Annotated in this window: 17 protein-coding genes and 2 rRNA genes; 9 read left to right on the top strand and 10 right to left on the bottom strand. The window is 63.1% G+C overall.

The annotated features are described in order from the left end of the window. Positions 1-118 precede the first annotated feature (118 nt). Positions 119-3,058, top strand: a 23S ribosomal RNA gene (locus BV210_RS17295). A gap of 174 nt (positions 3,059-3,232) precedes the next feature. Then, positions 3,233-3,355, top strand: a 5S ribosomal RNA gene (gene rrf / locus BV210_RS17290). A 71-nt stretch (positions 3,356-3,426) separates the two neighbouring features. Here rrf and BV210_RS17285 read toward each other — a convergent pair. Beyond that, complete coding sequence (locus BV210_RS17285; protein ID WP_077207867.1) at positions 3,427-3,777, bottom strand: hypothetical protein; 351 nt, start codon at positions 3,775-3,777, stop codon at positions 3,427-3,429. A gap of 120 nt (positions 3,778-3,897) precedes the next feature. On the opposite strand from BV210_RS17285, the gene BV210_RS17280 reads away from it, so the two are divergent. Together BV210_RS17280 and BV210_RS17275 are read left to right on the top strand one after the other, a co-directional pair. Beyond that, positions 3,898-4,875 (top strand): BtrH N-terminal domain-containing protein, encoded by a 978-nt coding sequence (locus BV210_RS17280; RefSeq protein ID WP_077207866.1) that lies wholly within the window; start codon positions 3,898-3,900, stop codon positions 4,873-4,875. Between the two features lie 65 nt (positions 4,876-4,940). Then, on the top strand, positions 4,941-5,600 hold the full coding sequence (locus BV210_RS17275; RefSeq protein WP_077207865.1) for a trimeric intracellular cation channel family protein: 660 nt from the start codon (positions 4,941-4,943) through the stop codon (positions 5,598-5,600). Positions 5,601-5,765: 165 nt separating this feature from the next. Here the strand turns inward: BV210_RS17275 and BV210_RS17270 are convergent, their stop codons facing one another. The 5 genes from BV210_RS17270 to BV210_RS17250 all read right to left on the bottom strand — a co-directional run bounded on the left by BV210_RS17270 (position 5,766) and on the right by BV210_RS17250 (position 10,253). Beyond that, complete coding sequence (locus tag BV210_RS17270) at positions 5,766-6,206, bottom strand: MaoC family dehydratase (protein ID WP_077207864.1); 441 nt, start codon at positions 6,204-6,206, stop codon at positions 5,766-5,768. An 86-nt stretch (positions 6,207-6,292) separates the two neighbouring features. After that, positions 6,293-7,117 carry an SDR family NAD(P)-dependent oxidoreductase gene (locus BV210_RS17265; RefSeq protein WP_077207863.1) on the bottom strand — a complete coding sequence of 275 codons (825 nt, stop codon included), beginning with the start codon at positions 7,115-7,117 and terminating at the stop codon, positions 6,293-6,295. 40 nt (positions 7,118-7,157) lie between these two features. Further along, positions 7,158-8,144 (bottom strand): branched-chain amino acid ABC transporter permease, encoded by a 987-nt coding sequence (locus tag BV210_RS17260; RefSeq protein WP_077207861.1) that lies wholly within the window; start codon positions 8,142-8,144, stop codon positions 7,158-7,160. 2 nt (positions 8,145-8,146) lie between these two features. Beyond that, positions 8,147-9,016: a branched-chain amino acid ABC transporter permease gene (locus tag BV210_RS17255; protein WP_077207860.1), complete on the bottom strand. Its 870-nt coding sequence runs from the start codon at positions 9,014-9,016 to the stop codon at positions 8,147-8,149. A 7-nt stretch (positions 9,017-9,023) separates the two neighbouring features. Then, positions 9,024-10,253 (bottom strand): ABC transporter substrate-binding protein, encoded by a 1,230-nt coding sequence (locus BV210_RS17250; protein ID WP_077207859.1) that lies wholly within the window; start codon positions 10,251-10,253, stop codon positions 9,024-9,026. Between the two features lie 275 nt (positions 10,254-10,528). Here BV210_RS17250 and BV210_RS17245 point away from each other — a divergent pair, with 275 nt between their 5' ends. Together BV210_RS17245 and BV210_RS17240 are read left to right on the top strand one after the other, a co-directional pair. Next, on the top strand, positions 10,529-11,275 hold the full coding sequence (locus tag BV210_RS17245; RefSeq protein WP_077207857.1) for an ABC transporter ATP-binding protein: 747 nt from the start codon (positions 10,529-10,531) through the stop codon (positions 11,273-11,275). Then, complete coding sequence (locus tag BV210_RS17240; protein WP_077207856.1) at positions 11,268-12,014, top strand: ABC transporter ATP-binding protein; 747 nt, start codon at positions 11,268-11,270, stop codon at positions 12,012-12,014. Before BV210_RS17245 ends, BV210_RS17240 begins: the two co-directional genes overlap by 8 nt. Positions 12,015-12,076: 62 nt before the next feature. On the opposite strand, the gene BV210_RS17235 is transcribed toward BV210_RS17240, so the two are convergent. The 4 genes from BV210_RS17235 to BV210_RS17220 all read right to left on the bottom strand — a co-directional run bounded on the left by BV210_RS17235 (position 12,077) and on the right by BV210_RS17220 (position 16,594). Continuing rightward, a complete protein-coding gene (locus BV210_RS17235; protein WP_077207855.1) occupies positions 12,077-13,216 on the bottom strand; it encodes a thiolase family protein in 1,140 nt (379 codons plus the stop codon). Continuing rightward, on the bottom strand, positions 13,213-14,379 hold the full coding sequence (locus BV210_RS17230; RefSeq protein WP_077207854.1) for an acyl-CoA dehydrogenase family protein: 1,167 nt from the start codon (positions 14,377-14,379) through the stop codon (positions 13,213-13,215). The genes BV210_RS17235 and BV210_RS17230 overlap by 4 nt, the downstream gene beginning before the upstream one ends. 108 nt (positions 14,380-14,487) lie before the next feature. Continuing rightward, the gene (locus BV210_RS17225; RefSeq protein ID WP_077207853.1) at positions 14,488-15,624 is read right to left on the bottom strand and encodes an acyl-CoA dehydrogenase family protein; all 1,137 of its coding nucleotides are present in this window, start codon (positions 15,622-15,624) and stop codon (positions 14,488-14,490) included. A gap of 76 nt (positions 15,625-15,700) precedes the next feature. Further along, complete coding sequence (locus tag BV210_RS17220) at positions 15,701-16,594, bottom strand: amidohydrolase family protein (RefSeq protein ID WP_077207852.1); 894 nt, start codon at positions 16,592-16,594, stop codon at positions 15,701-15,703. Between the two features lie 104 nt (positions 16,595-16,698). Here BV210_RS17220 and BV210_RS17215 point away from each other — a divergent pair, with 104 nt between their 5' ends. The 3 genes from BV210_RS17215 (at position 16,699) to BV210_RS17205 (ending at position 19,928) form a co-directional block, all read left to right on the top strand. Continuing rightward, entirely contained in the window at positions 16,699-17,475 is a 777-nt protein-coding gene (locus BV210_RS17215; protein WP_077207851.1) for an SDR family NAD(P)-dependent oxidoreductase, read from the top strand. A gap of 134 nt (positions 17,476-17,609) precedes the next feature. Next, positions 17,610-19,106, top strand: a complete 1,497-nt coding sequence (locus BV210_RS17210; RefSeq protein ID WP_077207850.1) for a class I adenylate-forming enzyme family protein — start codon at positions 17,610-17,612, stop codon at positions 19,104-19,106. 54 nt (positions 19,107-19,160) lie between these two features. Continuing rightward, on the top strand, positions 19,161-19,928 hold the full coding sequence (locus tag BV210_RS17205) for an SDR family NAD(P)-dependent oxidoreductase (protein ID WP_077207849.1): 768 nt from the start codon (positions 19,161-19,163) through the stop codon (positions 19,926-19,928). Position 19,929 lies beyond the last annotated feature (1 nt).

Genomic DNA, 19,929 nt, shown 5'->3' with positions numbered 1-19,929 from the left:
GTGGTTGGGAAGGGTACGATGTCGCACGCATAACCGCCGCGTGTGAACGATGACGACCGTGTGTACGTGCAATCCAGACGTCAACTGGACCCGTTTCATCGTGGAACGTGTGTCCGACATCAATTGGCTACTGTGCCACTTGGTGGATGGCTCGGCTCGAGCGCCGACGAAGGACGTGCCAAGCTGCGATAAGCCTGAGGGAGCCGCACGGAGGCGAAGAACTCAGGATCTCCGAATGGGAATCCCCACCGCAATTGCTTCGCGCAATGGGGAACGCCGGGAATTGAAACATCTCAGTACCGGCAGGAAGAGAAAACGAATGTGATGTCGTCAGTAACCGCGAGTGAACGCGACCTAGCCCAAACCGAAGCGCGCGAGGTTTCGACCTCGTTGCGCAATGTGGTGTTTGGACTGACTCTCATCGTCTGACAGTCTTCACGAAGTCTCCTGGAACGGAGCGTGAAACAGGGTGACAACCCCGTAATGAAGACCAGTACGACGTGCGTCAGTTCCAGAGTATCGGGGGTTGGAAATCCCTCGTGAACACGGCAGGCATCGATCTGCTAAGGCTAAATACGACTCGAGACCGATAGTGAAAAAGTAGCGTGAGCGAACGCTGCAAAGCACCCTCAGAAGGGAGGTGCAATAGGGCCTGAAATCGAGTGGCGATGGAGCGACGGGGCATACAAGGCCGTAGCACGAACGACCGAAGGGCGACCTTCCAGTAGGACTGCTGCGGAGCCGATGTTCCGTCGTACGTTTTGAAAAACGAACCAGGGAGTGTGTCTACGAGGCGAGTCTAACCCGTTCATCGGGGAAGGCACAGGGAAACCGACATGGCCGCAGTGCTTTGCACGAGGGCCGCCGTGTTCAAGCGCGGGGAGTCTCGTGGACACGACCCGAAACCGAGTGATCTACGCGTGGGCAAGGTGAAGCGTGCCGAAAGGCACGTGGAAGCCTGCTAGGGATGGTGTCCTACAATACCCTCCCGTGACCTACGTGTAGGGGTGAAAGGCCCATCGAACTCGGCAACAGCTGGTTCCGACCGAAACATGTCGAAGCATGACCTCCGCCGAGGTAGTCCGTGAGGTAGAGCGACCGATTGCCGTGTCCGCCCTCGAGAGAGGTCGGCGCGGCTGTCAAACTCCAAACTTACGGACGCTGTCGACGCGGGGAGTCCGGTATGCGGGGTAAGCCTGTGTACCGTGAGGGAGACAACCCAGAGCTGGGTTAAGGTCCCAAAGTGTAGACTAAGTGCGATCGAAGGTGGTCTCAAGCCCTAAACAGCCGGGAGGTGAGCTTAGAAGCAGCTACCCTCTAAGAAAAGCGTAACAGCTTACCGGCCGAGGTTTGAGGCGCCCAAAATGATCGGGGCTCAAGTCTACCACCGAGACCTGGCCGCAGGAGTTACATCCTGACCGCGTAGGTCGGCGATCCGATTGGGTGGAAGCACGGGCGAGAGCTCGCGTGGACCGATTGGTTACGAAAATCCTGGTCAAAGTAGCAGCGATAGTCGGGTAAGAATCCCGACGGCCTTACGAGCAAGGGTTCCTCGGCACTGTTCGTCAACCGAGGGTTAGTCGGTCCTAAGTCACACCGTAACTCGAACGTGACAAAAGGGAAGCTGGTTAATATTCCAGCACCATCACACGCTCAAAGTCGACGCTTTGGGGCAATCCGGTCCGGGCCTTCGCCCGGACGAACCATCGAACCTCGTGGAAGCCGTAATGGCACGAAGCGAGCGAATGGTGGGATAGCGCAAGCCGGACGTACCCAGAGCCCGTGAAAAGACGAGTGTGATGTCCGTACCGAGATCCGACACAGGTGCTCGTGGCGGCGAAAGCCAAGGCCTGTCGGGGACAATCGACGTTAGGGAATTCGGCAATCTAGTCCCGTACCTTCGGAAGAAGGGATGCCTGCCTCGGAAAGAGGCAGGTCGCAGTGACTCGGGGGCTCGGACTGTCTAGTAACAACATAGGTGACCGCAAATCCGCAAGGACTCGTACGGTCACTGAATCCTGCCCAGTGCGGGTATCTGAACACCTGGTACAACAGGACGAAGGACCCGTCAACGGCGGGGGTAACTATGACCCTCTTAAGGTAGCGTAGTACCTTGCCGCTTCAGTAGCGGCTTGCATGAATGGATCAACCAGGGCCCCGCTGTCCCAACGTCGAGCCCGGTGAACTGTACGTTCCAGTGCGGAGTCTGGAGACCCCCAAGGGGAAGCGAAGACCCTATAGAGCTTTACTGCAGGCTGTTGCTGGGACATGGTCGCTGATGTGCAGGGTAGGTAGGAGCCGTTATACAGGTGCGTGCGCCAGCACGTCGCCGAGGCACACATGAAACACTACCCGTCAGTGACTGTGACCCTCACTCCGGGAGGAGGACACCAATAGCCGGGCAGTTTGACTGGGGCGGTACGCGCTTGAAAAGATATCGAGCGCGCCCCAAGGCCATCTCAGCCGTGTCGGAGACGCGGCGAAGAGCGCAAGAGCATAAGATGGCTTGACAGTGTTCTGCACAACAAGGAACGCTGACGCGAAAGCGTGGTCTAGCGAACCTATGCGCCCGCTCGATGCGGGCCATAGATGACAGAAAAGCTACCTTAGGGATAACAGAGTCGTCACTCGCAAGAGCACATATCGACCGAGTGGCTTGCTACCTCGATGTCGGTTCCCTCCATCCTGCCCGTGCAGCAGCGGGCAAGGGTGAGGTTGTTCGCCTATTAAAGGAGGTCGTGAGCTGGGTTTAGACCGTCGTGAGACAGGTCGGCTGCTATCTATTGGGGGTGTCATGGTATCTGACGGGAACGTCCGTATAGTACGAGAGGAACTACGGATGGTTGCCACTGGTGTACCGGTTGTTCGAGAGAGCACGTGCCGGGCAGCCACGCAACACGGGGTAAGAGCTGAACGCATCTAAGCTCGAAACCCACCTGGAAAAGAGATACCGCCGAGATCACTCGTAGAAGACGAGATCGATAGACTCGGGGTGTACGCGCCGAGGTGACGAGGCGTTTAGCCCGCGAGCACTAACCGATCGAAGCCACCAATCATACCGCAACTGGACACACAGACCCGATGAATCGGGTCCAGGCGTCAACTGGATTGCACGTATATACGGTCGTCCGCACCGTACCACTGAAAGAGAAGCCTTTCAAGCCTCGAACGTCAACTGACGTTCGAGACACCGACGTTGGACATGTCGCGGTTCGATTCCGCGAGTCGGCGTTAAGGCGGCCACAGCGGCGGGGTTTCCACCCGTACCCATCCCGAACACGGAAGTTAAGCCCGCCTGCGTTCCGGGGCCTACTCGAGTGCGCGAGCCTCTGGGAGACCCGGTTCGCCGCCTCCACTCATTTCGACCCCTGCAGGGCATCACGCCCTGCGGGGGTCTTTTCATTTCGAACGCAAACAGCGACTGCGTCACTCGGTTGCGTCGCCCAGAATCTCCGTCAGGCGGCTCTTGCCGAGTTCCTCGATGAGGACCGAGAGTTCGAGGACGCGCTCCGCGCCGAGTTCGTCGACGAGCGCCTCGATCTCGTCGGCCGTGAAGGTGCGTGCGAGACTCGCCATCGTCTCGACGATCTCGCCGGTCCGCTCCGCGGCGTCCTGCCCCGGTGACATCGTCAGTGGACGGTTGACGAACTCCCCGTCCTTGTAATAACAGAACCGCAGCTCGTTCTCGTCCGCATCCTCCGGTGTGACGATCTGGACGACACCGCGTCCGTCCTCCCACTCGTCGACCGTTCGTTCGAGCAATGTCCTGTATCGCATATACACAACGTTTCTCGCTTGGGTACGTAAGCGTTATGGATTGTGTAGCGTTTAAAAATAGTATGTTCATATACCAACCGACGGCCGTATCCTTTTGGTGGTGTCGCGTCACAGTCCGGTATGTTCGGTGACTATCGACATTCGGTCGGCGATCACTGCGGATCCGCCTCTCTCAGGAACCTCTCCAGGTACTACGACTGGGGACTCGAGGAAGCGTCGTGTTTCGGCCTCGGAGCCGGCATCGGCTTCGAGTACGGGGAGTCCGAGACTGCCTCGCGACTGATCATGGGGCGAAACCCACACCTTGAAACGACGTTTTTCGATACGCTGGGAATCTCGATCGCAGAGGGTGACGGGCAGTCGAAGGAGACGGCCTGGGATGCCCTCGAAAAGCGACTCGAATCGGGACCCGTCCTCTGTTTCGTCGACCTGTACTACCTCCCGTATTTCGGAAGCTCCACTCACTTCGGGCCCCATACGATCGTGGTCCTCGACGTCGACAATGAATCGGTGACGATCTCGGACAGCGAGTTCGACGAGCCACAGACCGTCACCCGAGCGACGTTCGACGACGCCTGGAGCTCCGACCACGGGTTCTGGCCGGTCGAACGCAGGTGGCTCGCCGTCGAGGAGCCAACACCGACAGTCGCGACTGAGACCGCGACGCTGGCGGCGGTCGAACGAGCAGCGACGATCATGCTGGACGGCGACGACGAATCCGGAAGTGGCGGTGTGGCGACGATCCGAACGTTCGCGGACGACCTCCCGACGTGGACGCGGTTCGACGACCTGCAGTGGACCGCGCGCTTCGCCTATCAGAACATCGAGCGCCGGGGCACGGGCGGCGGTGCGTTCCGCCGCCTCTACGCGACCTTCCTCGATACCCTCGGCACGGACGCGGGACTCGCCCCCGAGTTCGCCGACCGAATGCGCCGGATCGCCGACGACTGGACGGCCCTCGCCGGGGTCCTCGAAGCGATCAGCGAAGCCGATGACGGGGCTACGCGCCGAGACCAACTCGCGGAAGCCAGCGATCTCGCACACGATATCGCGGATCGCGAAGAATCCCTGTTTTCCGACCTCCAAGCGGCAGTATAGGGTCCAACACGGTACGGTGAGCTGTCTCGGAGCGCTTAAGAGAGTCGTTCCACGAGAAACGAGCAATGGGGCAGGATCTTCTGATCGTACTGTTCGGCGATCCGTTCGCGGTGATGAACACGATCGGGTTGGTCGCCTTTGCCCTCGTGGGATCGTCGAAGGCGATCCGCGAGGAGTTCGACCTGCTCGGAATCGCGATCGTCGGGCTGGCGATGGCGTTCGCCGGCGGAGTGACACGAGACATCCTCGTGGCACGAGTTCCGTTAGCACTGCAGGCTCCGATCGAGATCAGTCTGGGATTGCTCGGCGTCGGGTTGGCGATCGTGTTGCGCGTCTCACTCGACTCTCCGGACACCCATCCGATCACTCTCGTCGCGGACGCGATCGGACTCGCCGCGTTCGCGACGACCGGCGCGATAGTCGCCACCGATGCGGGCGTGACGGTCGTCGGCGTCGTCGGTATCGCGACGATCAATGCAGTGGGCGGTGGTGCGTTCGCCGACATCCTGCTGGATCGAGCGCCCTTTATCCTCTTCGACGATTTCTACGCGACCTGTGCCGTGCTGGGCGGGAGCGCGTACTTCCTGCTGGGAACCATCGGCATTTCCGGCGACATCGCTGCCGGGGCCTGTGCCGCCGTGACCGTGCTAACACGGTTGTTCGCAGTCAATCGCGGCTGGAACCTGCCGACGCTACAGGAATTGGGCCTCGTGCGGGAGCAGTGATCCACCAAGCTATAAGACCGACGACCGCGAATCCATCCCTGCGGCAACGAGAAACGGTCAATCGTTACCATGAGTGTCTGCGTTTCCCGATGCCGCGAAGACGGGCCCACGCCGACCGTCGGGCACCGAGGTTTCGTCATCCCCGTCTTCAGGAATGCTCCCGCCTCACTCCTCGCGACAGCGGACCATACTGAGCGTCGTGTATGACATAGTCGTCGTTCCGTTCTGATTCCGGAGGTCGACGGTGAAATCCACGTGTCCGCGGTCGCGGTCGTCCCGCGATAGCGACGTGATCTCCGCCTCGCCAGTGATCCGATCGCCCGCGTACACCGGCTCGTACCACCGGAGTTCGTCGACGCCGCGTCCGCCCAGGACGGCGATGTCGGCGAATGCCGACTCGACGAGAAACCGCATCGAGAGCGACGCCGTGTGCCAGCCGCTGGCGACGAGCCCGTCGAAGACCGAGTCCGCACTCGATTCAGCGTCGAGATGGAACGGTTGCGGGTCGAACTCACGAGCGAACGCCGTGATCTCCTCGGCGGTGACGGTGTACTCGGGAAAGGGGAACGTCTCCCCTAGTTCCAGATCCTCGTAGAACCGTGTCATACACTCCAGACTGTGTTCCCAGAGAGATAAAACGTACCGTCGGCAGGTACGAGCGGTCTCGCGGCGGGGTCGATCCCGTCCGATCCTCACTCGAGTACCGGCGAAACGTCCGTCTGGTCGGGCGGAGCGCCACCGACACGTATCGTCTCGCCGGTCACGAAACTCGCCATCGAACTGGCCAGGAACAGCATGGTATCGGCGACCTCCGCCGGCGAGCCCACGTCCCTGTCGACGTGGGACCGGTCGTGTGTGAGCCGGTCGGCGTCCGCGAAGAGCCCCGCAGCGCCGGGGGTGAGCGTCGGCCCCGGTGCGACGGCGTTGACCCGGACGTCCTCGCTCGCCCACTCGTTGGCCAGCGAGGCGGTCAGGTTCCGGACACCGGCCTTCGCCGCACCGTAGTGACTCATATCGGCTGCCCCGTACAGCCCAGCTATCGATGCGACGTTGACGATTCGGCCGCCGCCCCGCAGGTGTGGATACGCCTCGCGCGCACAGAGGAACGGCCCGCGGAGGTTGACGTCCTGCACGAGATCCCACGCCTTCACCGACATCGACGCGGACTCTTCCTCGGTCGACATGCCGGCGACGTTCAGCAACACGTCCAGATCGCCCAGCGTGGCCACCGCCTCGTCGATCAGTTCGACGATGTCGTCGGGATCGGACAGGTCGGCGGGAATCGTCGCCACCCCGACGTCGAAGCTCTCGCGGAGTTTGGTCTCGGTCTCGGCCAGATCGTCCGCCAACCGGTCCGAGATGGCGATGTCCGCGCCCGCAGCGGCGAACGTGAACGCTGCCACTCGTCCCATTCCGTTGCCCGCGCCGGTCACCAGTGCCTGCTCACCGTCCAGACGGAGTCGGTCGGCGACGCCAGACACGTCACTCGGCTCTATCTCCGGAACTGTTGTGTCCATAGGTACCACCGAACACGGACCCAAATAAATCGTGGGGAAGTCACTCCCGGAGCGCGCGGACCAGGATGGTCCCGACGAAGACGATGCCGAGGACGATGGTCCAGTCGGTCAGGAACGGGGAGACGGCCTCCCTGATCCCGATGAACGCGATGGCACCGAAGACCGGGCCGACGACCGACCCCGCGCCGCCCAGGATGACCATCGCGACGCCTTCCCCGGACCAGAGCCAGTACAGGTGCTCCGGGGAGACGGCGCGGTAGTAGAAGGCAAAGAGCAGGCCGCCGAACGCACACAGCACGGCGCTGAGCGAGAACGACGCGAGCTTGTAGAAGAGCACGTTGTAGCCGGCGAACGCGACGCGGTCCTCGTTCTCGCGGATCGCTATCAGCACGGACCCGAACGGGGAGTTGACGACCCGCCGAACCACGTAATAGACGGCCACGAGCAACACGACGGCGATGTAGAAGTACTCGACGGTGGATAACTCGAGGTGAACGACGCCGGGGATGCCGAAGTTCGGGTATTCGAGGCTGATCAGGCCGTTGGAGCCGCCGGTCAGTCCGAACGGCTGGTTCTGTGCCAGAACGTAGACCACCTGAGAGAACGCGAGCGTCAGCATGGCGAAGTAGATCCCGTAGCTCTGGAGCGAGAGGTAGCCCATGACCAGCGCCAGAACGAGGGTGGCCAGTATCGCCACGGGGAGGATCAGCCACACCGAGGTGATCCCGTTCGTCATCATGAGCAAGGCGACGTACGCCGGCGTTCCGAAGAAGGCCGCGTGGCCGAACGAGAGGAGGCCGGTGTACCCGATGAGGAGGTTCAGCGACAGCGCGAAGATGCCGTAGATGGCCACCTCGATGAAGAGACGGATCAACGTGCTCGTAAAGATGAGGGGCGCGAGCGCGACCAACGCGATCGAACCGACGATAGCGAGCAATCGGAGACGGGTATCGTCCCAGACGGTCGCCGCAGTATCGTCCGTCCATCGCTTCACCCGGTCGTAGAATCGTAGTAGTTGCGTTGTCATCGTTACTCGAGTTCGATGTGTTGTCCGAACAGTCCACGCGGTGCGAGCAGCAACACCAGGATCAGTGCCAGATAGCTCAACAGGAGCTGATACCCCGGAACCACGAGCTGGCCGAATGTTTCGACGTAGCCGATCAACATCGAGCCCACGACCGCCCCGCGGAACGAGCCCAGCCCGCCGACGACGACGATGATGAAGACTGTGATGATGACGCTGCCGCCCATATCGGGCGAGGCGGAGTACAGCGGAAGTACGAGCGCCCCAGCGATGCCGGCGAGTATCGACCCGAACGCGAACGTCGCGGTGCGGAGGTGGTCGGTGTTCGTCCCGAGCGCCGAGACGGTTTCGCCGCTGAAGGCACTGGCCCGGAGTCTGACCCCGTAGTCGGTGTGTTCGAGCAGTATCCAGACGGCCGCCGTGAGACAGACCGCCGCGACCATCACGAAGATCCGGTAGGTCGGGTACGACATTCCGGCGAGATCGACCGTGCCGTCGACGATGGCCGGTGGCGACGCTCGCTTGGGAATCGACCCGTAGACGTTGTGTATCAGCCCTTCGATGATGAAGATGGCACCGAAGGTCATCAGCAACTGGTCGGTCGAATCACCGTAGAGGGGTCGAAGCAGGACGATCTCGAACGCGATTCCCAGGAGCCCGATGAGAGCGACCGCAGCGACGAACGCGACCACGAAACTCCCCGTGAGGTTGTAGGCCGAGAACGCGACGTACGCCCCCGCCATGTAGAGGGCTCCGTGGGCGAAGTTCACGACGTTTCCCACGCCGAAGATCAGCGACAGACCCAGCGCCAGGAGCAACAGCGTCAACCCGTACGCTGTCCCGTGAAGTGTGTACGTGAGTAGCGTGTCGATCATCGTGCCACTAGAGGTTGCAGCCGGTCTCCCCGCAGTCCCGGAACATCTCCTCGCCGTACTCGGCGACGACCTGTGGGTAGACTCCTGCCTCGGACTCCCCGGCGTACGGCCCGTCGTACTCGTCTTCGGTGACGATCTCCGTGATGTAGAACGGCACCATCGCCTGGTGGTCACACTCCCGCATCACGGTCCCGTCGTTGTCGATGGTGTCCCAGGTCAGTCCGGGCCACGTCTCGATGACTGACTCCGGATCGGGCGACTCCGCCGCTCTGACCGCCTCCGCGAACGCGTGGACGCCGATGTACGCTTCCGCGGCGAACACGTGCGGTAACTCCCCGTGTTCGTCGAGATAGGCCTGCGTGAACTCGGTACTGCGGGGCTTGTCGACCGAGTAACTCCAGCGCGATCCGCCGACGACGCCCTGTGCGGTGTCGCCGAGGGATCTGAGGTGGTCGACCTGGTTGATCGTCGGACCGCTGATCAACATCTCCTCGCCGAGACCGAAGTCACCGGCCTGGGAGAGGAACTGGACGGCGGGTGTGCCGGCCAGGATACTCCAGCACACGTCGGCCCCGCTGTCGGACGCGTTGGTGATCTGCGTCGAGTAGTCACTCGTGTCGAGCGGGACCAGTTCGGACCCGACGATTGCCTCGTTCGGATCGAGGCCGAGATCCGACAGCGCCCGTTCCGTGAAGTTCTGTACGGCCTGGCCCCAGGCGTAGTCCGAGCCGACGATGTAGATCGACTCGACGTCACGCTCCTCGACCAGATACTTCATGCAGGCGAAGGCCGCCTGCGGTGCCTGGCTGTTCGTCCGGAACGTGTACTCGTTGCAGTCCGCGCCCGTCAGAAGTTCCGTCCCGTTGATCGTCGACAGGTAGGGCACGCCGAGGCTCGCACACTCCGAGGAGACGGCCAGCGAGACCGAACTGGAGATGACGTTCGAGACTATGTCCACGTTCTCGCTCTCGACCAGTTCGCGCGTCCGCTGAATCGCCGTCGTCTGGTCGGTCTCGGTGTCTTTCGTCACTAGTTCCACGTCCCGACCGCCGATACCGTCGTTCCCGTTCAGTTCCTGGACCGCCAGCTCGGCACCCGTGGTGGCGAACTCCCCGAGCGTCGCGTACGGCCCGGACCGGCTGGTCAAGTTCCCGATACGAACGGTGTCGCCGCCACCGCCTCCACCGATACAGCCCGCCGTCCCGGTGATCGCCGCGCCCGCGACTGCGGCCTTCAAGAAGTTACGTCGTGCTGTCGCTCCGCCCGAAATAGGCTTATCTGCTGTCATCGCTAACACCCCCCACAGAGCCATGCTATAAAATTGTTCCGCCGATCGTACCCACACGTCCAACCCGATACACGCGGCCACCCGGATCACCCAGCCAGCGAATACTGTCCCGTCCGCCCTCAGAAACCCTGAAAACCGTGTCTGGGCTGGGTATTGTCGTTCTGGCAGACGAACTATCAGACAAAAAATTATATAGCTGGGTTCGTTTGAGGGCCAGTAGCAGTATGTTAGAAGTCGACACTCTGAGAAAGGAGTTCGGATCGCTCGTCGCGGTCAAAGACGTCTCGTTCGAGATCGAGACGGGCGAATTCCGCTCGCTGATCGGACCGAACGGGGCGGGGAAGACGACGCTGTTCAACATGATCACGGGAGACCTCGAACCGACAGCGGGACGAGTCACCCTGGACGGAGCCGACATCACCGGCGACTCGCCACACGAGATCGCCCGGAAAGGGTGTGCCCGCTCGTTTCAGGTCACGAGCGTATTCCCCAGTCTCAGCGTCCGGGAGAACATCCGGGTGATGGCCCAGGCCGCAATCTCCGGCCGACTCTCGCCGGTCCGATCGAAAGCGTCCCTGAAGGAGCCGCTCGAACGGGCCGAGGAAGTGATGGCGTTTCTCGATCTCTCCGAGTACGCCGACAAATCCGCCGAGGACCTCTCACACGGCCAGCAGCGGATGCTGGAGATCGGCCTGACTCTCGCCATCGACCCCGAGCTGCTCATGTTCGACGAGCCCACCGCGGGGATGTCCCAGGAGGAGACGCGTGAGATGATCGAGTTGCTGGACCGACTGAAATCCGAGTACACGGTCTTCCTGGTCGAACACGACATGGACGTCGTGATGTCGCTCTCGGACCGGATTTCGGTCCTGCACTACGGGGAGTTCATCGACGAGGGGTCGCCCGAGGCCATCCGCGAGAGCGAGGTCGTCGACGAGGCGTACTTCGGGGGTGACGAGATCTATGCCTGAAGCCGAGACGAAACGGCGGGACGAATCGTCCGCGGGCGTTCTGACCGTCGATTCGATCAACACCTTCTACGCCGATTCGCACATCCTGCACGACCTGTCGCTGGCCGTCGACCGCGGCGAGGTCGTCTCGCTGCTCGGCCGGAACGGCGTCGGGAAGACCACGACGCTACGGAGCATCATGGGATTGACGCCGCCCCGGAACGGGTCGATCCAGTACGAAGGCGAGGAGATCGTCGGTCTTCCGCCACACGAGATCCTCCAGCGAGGGATCGCCATCGTTCCCGAAGAACGGGAGATCTTCCCCCAGCTCTCGGTCGCGGAGAACCTCCGGGTGGCCGCCCAGCGCTCGGGGGACGAGGCCATCAGGGAGTTCACGGTCGCGGACATCTACGACCTCTTCCCTCGACTGGACGAACGACGGGAGCAGGAAGGACACTCCCTCAGCGGTGGCGAACAGCAGATGCTCGCGATCGCCCGCGCCCTGATGACCAGCCCCGACGTGCTGATGCTCGACGAACCCACCGAGGGTCTCGCCCCCAAGATCATCGAGGACGTGGTCGAGATCGTCGAGGAGATCAGCGAGACGGGACTGACGATCATGCTGGTGGAGCAGAACGTGAACATCGCCGACTACTGCGCCGACCGCCACTACATCCTCGAGAAGGGCGAGGTGAAGTTCGAGGGCCACCTCGACGACCTGAACGAGGACCGGCGGAACAGCCTCCTCGGCGTGAACTGAACCCGTCGGATATCGAACGTCGTCGGTACTGCTCTATTCTCCTATAAAATCCAGACGAGGAGTCAGGGGACCCGGAACTCGATCGCGATCCCCTGCCCGTAGCCGATACACATCGTCGAGAGCCCGCGGTCGACGTCTCGGCGGTGCATCTCGTGGACGAGCGTCACCGGCAGGCGAGCGCCGGAGGCACCGAGCGGGTGGCCGATGGCGATAGCTCCGCCGTTGACGTTGAAGCTGTCGTCGTCGATGCCGAGTTCCCGCTGGCAGTACAGCGTCTGACTCGCGAACGCCTCGTTCAGTTCGACGAGGTCGTAGTCGTCCATGGTCGTCCCGGCCCGCTCCATCAGGCCCCGGACCGCGGGCACCGGGCCGATCCCCATGATCTCGGGATCGACGCCGGCGACCTCGTGTGCGCCGACTTCGGCCAGAATGTCGAGGTCGTGCTCCTCGGCGAACCGGCGCGACGTGAGCATGACCGCGGCCGCGCCGTCCGAGATCTGGGAGGCGTTGCCGGGCGTGACCGTGCCATCTTCTTCGAACACGGTCGGCAGATCGGCGAGTTTCTCGGCCGTCGTGCCGGGTCGGAGTCCCTCGTCCTCGGTGATGGTGTCGTCACCCGCTTCGATCGGGACGATCTCCTCGTCGAATCGGCCGTCTTCGGTCGCCGCGACGGCCCGTTGCTGGGAGCGAGCGGCGTAGGCGTCCTGTACCTCACGGCTAACGTCGAACCGCTCGGCGACTGCTTCGGCGGTCATCCCCATCCGGAGGTCGTCCACGTCGTACCGTTCGCGGATGCCGGGGTAGGAGTCGATGCCGAAATCGCGCTCGACGCGTGACATGTTCTCGACGCCGCCCGCGATGAGACACTCGCGCTGACCCGCGCGAATCGCGTCGGATGCGGTCGCGATCGCCTGGGCCGACGAGCCACAGAGGCGATCGATCGTCGTCGCGGGCACGGACTCGCCGAGGTCCGAGAGCAGCGCGATGATACGGGCGAGGTTGTTCCCCTGCTCTTTGACCTGCTTCGCACAGCCCCACTGGAGGTCGTCGACGTCGTCGCTGGACACTCCGGTAGTCGACAGCAATTCGTTCACGAGCGGGACCGAGAGGTCCTCGCTCCGCACGTCGGCGTACACGCCGTCCTGTTTCCCCTGTGCTGTCCGCACCGCACCGACGACCACGGGATCGGTATCGCTTGTCATTGTTCGTAGGCCGCGAAGCCGGTGAGATCTTCCCCGAGGATCAGGGTGTGGATGTCGTGAGTGCCCTCGTAGGTGTAGACCGTTTCCAGATTCGCCATGTGGCGCATCGGGGAGTAGTCCGCCGTAATTCCGTTCCCGCCGAGGATTTCGCGGGCGATCCGGGACTGATTGCGCGCCATCCGGACGTTGTTGCGCTTGGCCATCGAGACGTGCTGGGGACGCATGTCGCCGCGTTCCTTGAGGTCGGCGAGTCGGTGGGCGAGCAGTTGCGCGAGCGTGATCTGGGTGGCCATCTCCGCCAGCTTGTCCTGCTGGAGCTGGAACCGGGCGATGGGGCCGCCGAACTGGTCGCGGTCGGTGGCGTACTGGCGTGCGGTCTCGAAGCCGTCACGCGCCGCACCGATCGCGCCCCACGCGATACCGTAGCGGGCCTGCGTGAGACAGCCCAGTGGACCGCCCATCCCCTCGACGCCAGGGAGGATGTTCTCCTCGGGGACGAACACGTCGTTGAGGCCGATCTCGCCCGTAATGGACGCCCGCAGCGAGAGCTTCTCGTCGATCTTGTTGGTGGAGACGCCGTCGCGGTCGGTCTCGACGAGGAAGCCCCGGACGGGTGTGTCGGGATCTGTCCGATCGCGGGCCCAGACGATCGCCACGTCGGCGATGGGGGAGTTCGTGATCCACGTCTTCGACCCGTTGAGTCGGTAGCCGCCGTCGGCCTCCTCGGCGCGAGTCTCCATCGCCGTCGGGTTCGAACCGTGTTCCGGCTCTGTGAGACCGAAACAGCCGACCGCTTCGCCGCTCCCGAGTTTTGGCAGCCACTCCTCTTTCTGCTCCTCGCTGCCGTAGGCGTGGATCGGGTACATGACGAGCGCGCCCTGGACGCTGGCCATCGAGCGCAGGCCGGAATCGCAGGCTTCCAGTTCCTGCATCAGGAGGCCGTAGGCCGTCTCGCTGACGTTCGGCGAGCCGTACCCCTCCAGATTCGGTGCGTAAAAGCCCATCTCACCCATCTCGGGGATCAGGTCCTTCGGGAACGTGCCCTCGATCCAGTGTTCCCCGATATCGGGTCGCACCTTCTCGTCGACGAACTCCCGGGCCGACTCCTGGATCATCCGCTCTTCCTCCGACAGGTCCGCTTCCAGACCGTAGTAGTCGAGCATACTCCGAAACCGGACGGCTGCGGCATTAATAGTTCGGTTCCGCCGAAACCACGGGGCGCTACGAGAGACAGTACCGACAGCAGTGCAGAGGGGACTGGAGAGCGCCGATCAGTACGAGCGGTACTCGCGACCGAACGTCTCGCGGGCGACGATGAGCTTCTGGACGTGGGGCGCGCCGTCGGCGATCTGCTGGCCGAGCACGTCCTGCAGGCGTTTGCCGATCCCGAAGTCGTCGGAGTAGCCGTAGTGGCCGTGCAGGACGAGACAGGCGCGGACGGTGTCGACGGCGACCTCCGGCGCGTACCACTTCGTCATCGCCGCGTCCTTCGTGTGCGGTTCGCCCGCGTCGGCCTTCCAGAGCGTCTGGTAAGCCTTGAGACGGGCGGCCTCGACGCGAGTCTGCCACTCGGCGTGCTCGAACTGGGGTCCCTGATAGCTGGCGAGCGGGTTCCCCATCGCCTCGCGGTCGGTGAGGTAGGTCGCCGTCTCGTCCAGCGACTGCTGGGCCGCCCCGAGCGCGTAGAGAGCGATCCACGCGCGGGACTTGTCGAAGGTCCGCATCGCCATCTTGAACGCGTTCTCGTCGCTGACCCGGGCATCGGACGGGATCTCCACGTCGTCGAGGAAGATCTGCCCCCAGCCGCTCACCTCACACCCGAGCCCGGCGTAGGGCTGGATGTCGATCCCCTCTCTGTCGAGGTCGACGAGGAACGCCCGGATGTCGTCGGGGCCACCCGTCTCCCGCGCGAGGATGAGCCCGTGATCCGCCAGCGTCGCGCCGGTGATCGCCGTCTTCTCACCGGAGAGGACGAACCCGTCGTCGGTCGGTTCGGCCGTCGTCTCGATGTTCTGGGCGTCCGATCCGTGATCCGGTTCGGTGAGCGCGAAACAGATGTGGTCTTCGCCCGCACAGACTCGCTTCGAGACCTCCCGATGGTGGTCGTCGCCGTACTCCCAGACGATCTTGGTCGCCAGGTTCTCCGAGAGCGCGAGCATGGTGAGACCCACGTCGCCACGACCCAGTTCCTCGTAGACGAGTCCTGCCGTTACCGGATCGAACCCCTCGCCGCCGGCCTCCTCGGGGAGGTGCAGGCCGAGCACGCCCATGTCGATCAGGTCGTCGTAGATGTCGTGGGGGAAGTCCTCGTCGTCCCAGTCCAGGTTCTCGCCGACGACGTTGTCGGTCACGTAGTCGCGAATCTGAGACTGGATCATCTGCTGCGTATTCGTCAATCCGAACTCCATACCCGAAGGAGACGTCGTCGTGTATTAAAAATACTGGACCGGTGGGAGAGCTGTCAGTGACGGTCGACGTCGGCGCTTAGATGTCGAACACGTCGAGCGCGTTCTCGCGGAGGACGGCCCGCTTGGTCTCGTCACGGATATCCAGGTCGAGGAACTCCTCCTTGCACCGTTGCAGGCCGAGGCCGTTGGTCGCCCACATAACCTTGTCGCGGATGCGGCCGTCGATGAACTCCACCTGACTGTCGGGGAGGAAGGAGGGATAGTACGCGCCGATGTTGCCGTAGACGTTGGGGTGTCGCCAGAGCATCGAACACCACTCTTCCGTCCAGGGCCACCCGGTGTGGGTGAGCACGAGCGTCAACTCGGGGAAGTCCATCGCGACCTCGTCGGCGTACATCGGGTGCCCGGGTTCGCTGGGCAGCGGTTCGGCCGACTGGCCGGTCTGGAAACTCACAGGAATATCGAGTTCGTTGGCCTTCGCGTACAGCGGATAGCACTTCTCGTCGGTCGGTTCGAGCCCGAACGTCATCGGGTGGAACCAGACGTACTTGAAGTCGTGATCCTCGACGGCCCGCTCGATCCGTTCGAGGCTCTCGGGGATCCGGTGGGGGTTGTAGCCGACGCCGGGAACCACGCGGCCGTCCGACCGGTCGACCATCTCCGCGAGTTCCTCGACGCTGAGCAGCGTCAGCGCCTCCTTCGCGTCGCGGGACCACTGGACGAGCTGGTCGATGAAGATCTTCTCGACGCCGACCTCGTCCATCTCGTCGACCGTCTCCTCCAGCGAGTCGTTCCCGAGAACACCGAAGACGCGCCACATCTCGTCCTCGGGGATGTCGTGTTTCGCCATCACACCGCCGAACGTGGATTTGGCGAGCGTCCTGAACTCTCGGACCTCGAAGAGCGGTTTCGCCAGTTCGGGTTCGACGTAGAACCCGCGACACATGGTATCGATTGCTTGCACGTCCATACCCCATCCGTACTCCCCCTCCCTCCTAAATCTTCACATTCTCTGCCCGACAGGAATCGGTCGCGGGGAAACGGTCTTCAGGACGGAGCGCCCACGTTCGGTCGATGTCAGCGATCCAGTCACCGGATTGGCAAGACGCAGTCGTCGTGATCACGGGCGCGAGTCGCGGACTCGGCCGAGCCATCGCCGAGCGGTTCGGGGCTCGCGGTGCCACCGTCGTCGTCAACTACCGGTCGAACGAGGAAGCAGCGGCCGAGACCGTCGTCGCGGTCGAGGAAGCCCACCCCGAGGCCGAAGCCCTCGCCGTGCAGGCGGACGCGGGTGATCCGGATGCCATCGACTACCTCTTCGACCGCGTCGACGACGAGTTCGGGACAGTCGACGTGTTCGTCCACAACGCCGCCGTCACGGCGTTCAAGCCCCTCGACGAAGTGACGGCGAAAGATATCGCACTGACCTACGACCTCGGCGTCACGGGATTCCTCCTCGCGACCCAGCGCGCGCTCGATCTCATGGACGGGGACGGCTCCGTCGTCGCCGTCTCGGGCAACGACAGCCACACCTACATGCCACTGCACGGACTCCTCGCGAGCGCGAAGGCAGCTCTCGAATGTCTCGTCCGCTACCTGGCCGTCGAACAGGCCGAGAAGGGGATCCGCGTCAACGCGGTCAACCCCGGCCCGCTCCGAAAGGACAACTACTACGCGTCGGTATCCGAGGAGACGGCCGCGGCCATGGAGGACCTCGAAGAACGCGTGCCGAACGGCGACACCGTCCCCCCGGAAGCGGTGGCCGAGAGCGTGGCCCTCCTCGCAGACCCGCGCAACGAGTGGGTCACAGGCGAGGTTCTCCACGTGGACGGCGGGCTCGCCGCGCTGTGATCGCCGTCGACTGACTGTATCCGTCGACCGAACCTATCGGCAGTGTTCGGCTTTTATACCCCATAGAAAGATTCATTGTAGTTGCTTATCCACATGGCTGTGTGATTACCCAACGCAGATACCTAGAACGGAATGTGGAGTGGCGAGCGAACGAGTCGGCGCTCGAAATCGTCGAGACCGGTGAGACGCTCACCTACGCCGAGTTCGACGAACGGGTCAACCGGGTCGCGAACGCGCTGTCGGATCGCGGGATTCGGAAGGGCGACCGGGTCGCGATGGTGCTTTTCAACACGGCCGAGTTCCCGTTGACGCTGTACGCCTGTTACAAACTCGGCGCCGTGCCCGTCCCGATCAACTTCATGCTGGCCCGGGACAACTTCCGGTACATCGTCGACGACGTCGCCCCGAAGGTAGCAGTCTACGACGCCGACGTCGAGGACGACTTCAGCGCCGCGCTCGCGGACGCGGACGTGAGCCCCCACACCGTCGGCGTCGGTGGGTGTTCGGACTCCGACGAGGAGTTCGAGACACTCACCGACCACGACGACGGGTCCGCGCCGCCGGAAGTTCCCATCGAACCCGACGACCCGACGTACATCCTCTATACGAGCGGGACGACGGGCATGCCGAAGGGCGTCACATTCACCGCAGAGACGGCCTCGAACCGGGCGCAAGAATCGGCCCGCAACATCGGGATCTCACAGAGTAGCGTGGCGCTGCAGCTGTCACCGTGGTTCCACGCGGGCGGCGTCGACATCACTGTGCATCCGGTCGTCGAGGCCGGTGGGACGATCCTCGTCACGCAGGACTGGGAACCGGACTCGGTCGTCGAGATGGTGGAAACGTACGGCGTGACCCACATCGTCGGCGTGCCGACCGTCGCCCAGCGGATGACGGAACTCGACGACCTCGAGGACCGCGACCTCTCCAGTCTGGAGTGTCTGCTCTGTATGGGTTCGCCGCTGTCGAAGCAACTGGCCGAGGCGATCATGGAGACGATCACGCCGAACCTGTACAACGGGTACGGGACCACCGAGACGTTGCTCGACACGATGCTCCGACCGGAGGACCTCCCCGAACAGGCGGGCTCGGCCGGCCGCCCCACGAACGACACGGAGGTCAACGTCATCGAGTTCGACCGCTCCCGAGTGGTCGCCCCCGACGAGACCGTCCCGCAGGGCGAGGAAGGCGAGATCGTCGTCAACAGCGGTGCGGCGCTGGACTACTACTTCGGCAGCAAGGAGAAGACCAAGGAGTCGATCCGGAGCGGCTGGTACTACACCGACGACCTCGGCGTCGTCAACGACGACGGCTATCTCCGGATCACCGGCCGCGCCGACGACATGATCCTCTCGGGCGGGGAACTGGTCTCACCCATCGAAGTCGAAGAGACCCTGGAAGCCCACGACGAGGTCGAAGCGGTGACCGTCGTCGGCACCGAAGACGAAGAGTGGGGACAGGTCGTCACCGCGTACGTCGTCGCCGACGGCCTCGACGCGGACGACCTCGAGGAGTACTGCAAAACGCACGAGGGTCTCGCCGACTACAAGCGGCCCCGAAAGTACGAGTTCGTGGACGAAATCGAGCGGACCGCTACCGGGAAGAAACAGCGCTACAAGTACCGCGACTAGCGCCTGTCCGATTTTTTGAGAAACAGTTAAGGTAGCACCCTCGCACGTCTACCTATGCGAGGGCTAGCAGAGACGACAGCGATAGTTACTGGCAGCGGTCAAGGAATCGGTCGCGCCATCGCACTCCGACTCGCCGAGGAGGGTGCGACGATCGCCGTGAACGACCTCGAAGAGGAACGGGCAGCGGAGACCGTCGCGGAGATCGAAGACGCCGGTGGCGAGGCGCTCACTGCCGTCGCCGACGTGACCGACTACGAGGACGTTCAGTCGATGGTCGACGAGGTCGTCGAAGCCGAGGGCGGCGTCGATCTGCTCGTCAACAACGCCGGCTGGGACGTGATGGAGTGGTTCGTCGATCAGGACCCCGATGTCTGGAACCGGATCATCGACATCAACCTCAAGGGCCAGATCAACTGCGCCCACGCGGTCGCGAACCACTACGTCGACACCGACACGGACGGGAAGATAATCAACGTCGCCTCGGACGCCGCTCGCGTCGGGAGCTCCGGCGAGGCGGTCTACTCCGGCGCGAAAGGTGGCATCATCTCGTTCACCAAGACGATCGCACGGGAACTCGCGCGAACCGGCGTCAACTGCAACGCCATCGCTCCCGGACCGACGGAGACGCCGCTGACCGACGACATGAAGGAGTCGGATCTCGGCGAGAAGATTCTCGGCGGCATGGAACAGAAGGTCCCGCTCGGTCGGATGGCCGAACCCGAGGACATCGCGGGCGGCGTGGCCTTCCTCGCCAGTTCCGACGCCGACTTCATCACCGGCCAGGTGCTCAGCATCAGTGGCGGCCTGACGATGGTCGGATAAC

The organism is Halorientalis sp. IM1011, from assembly GCF_001989615.1.
Taxonomy (GTDB): Archaea; Halobacteriota; Halobacteria; order Halobacteriales; family Haloarculaceae; genus Halorientalis.
The sequence above is the reverse complement of the archived record's forward strand: the minus strand, read 5'-3'. Positions and strand labels throughout refer to the sequence as shown.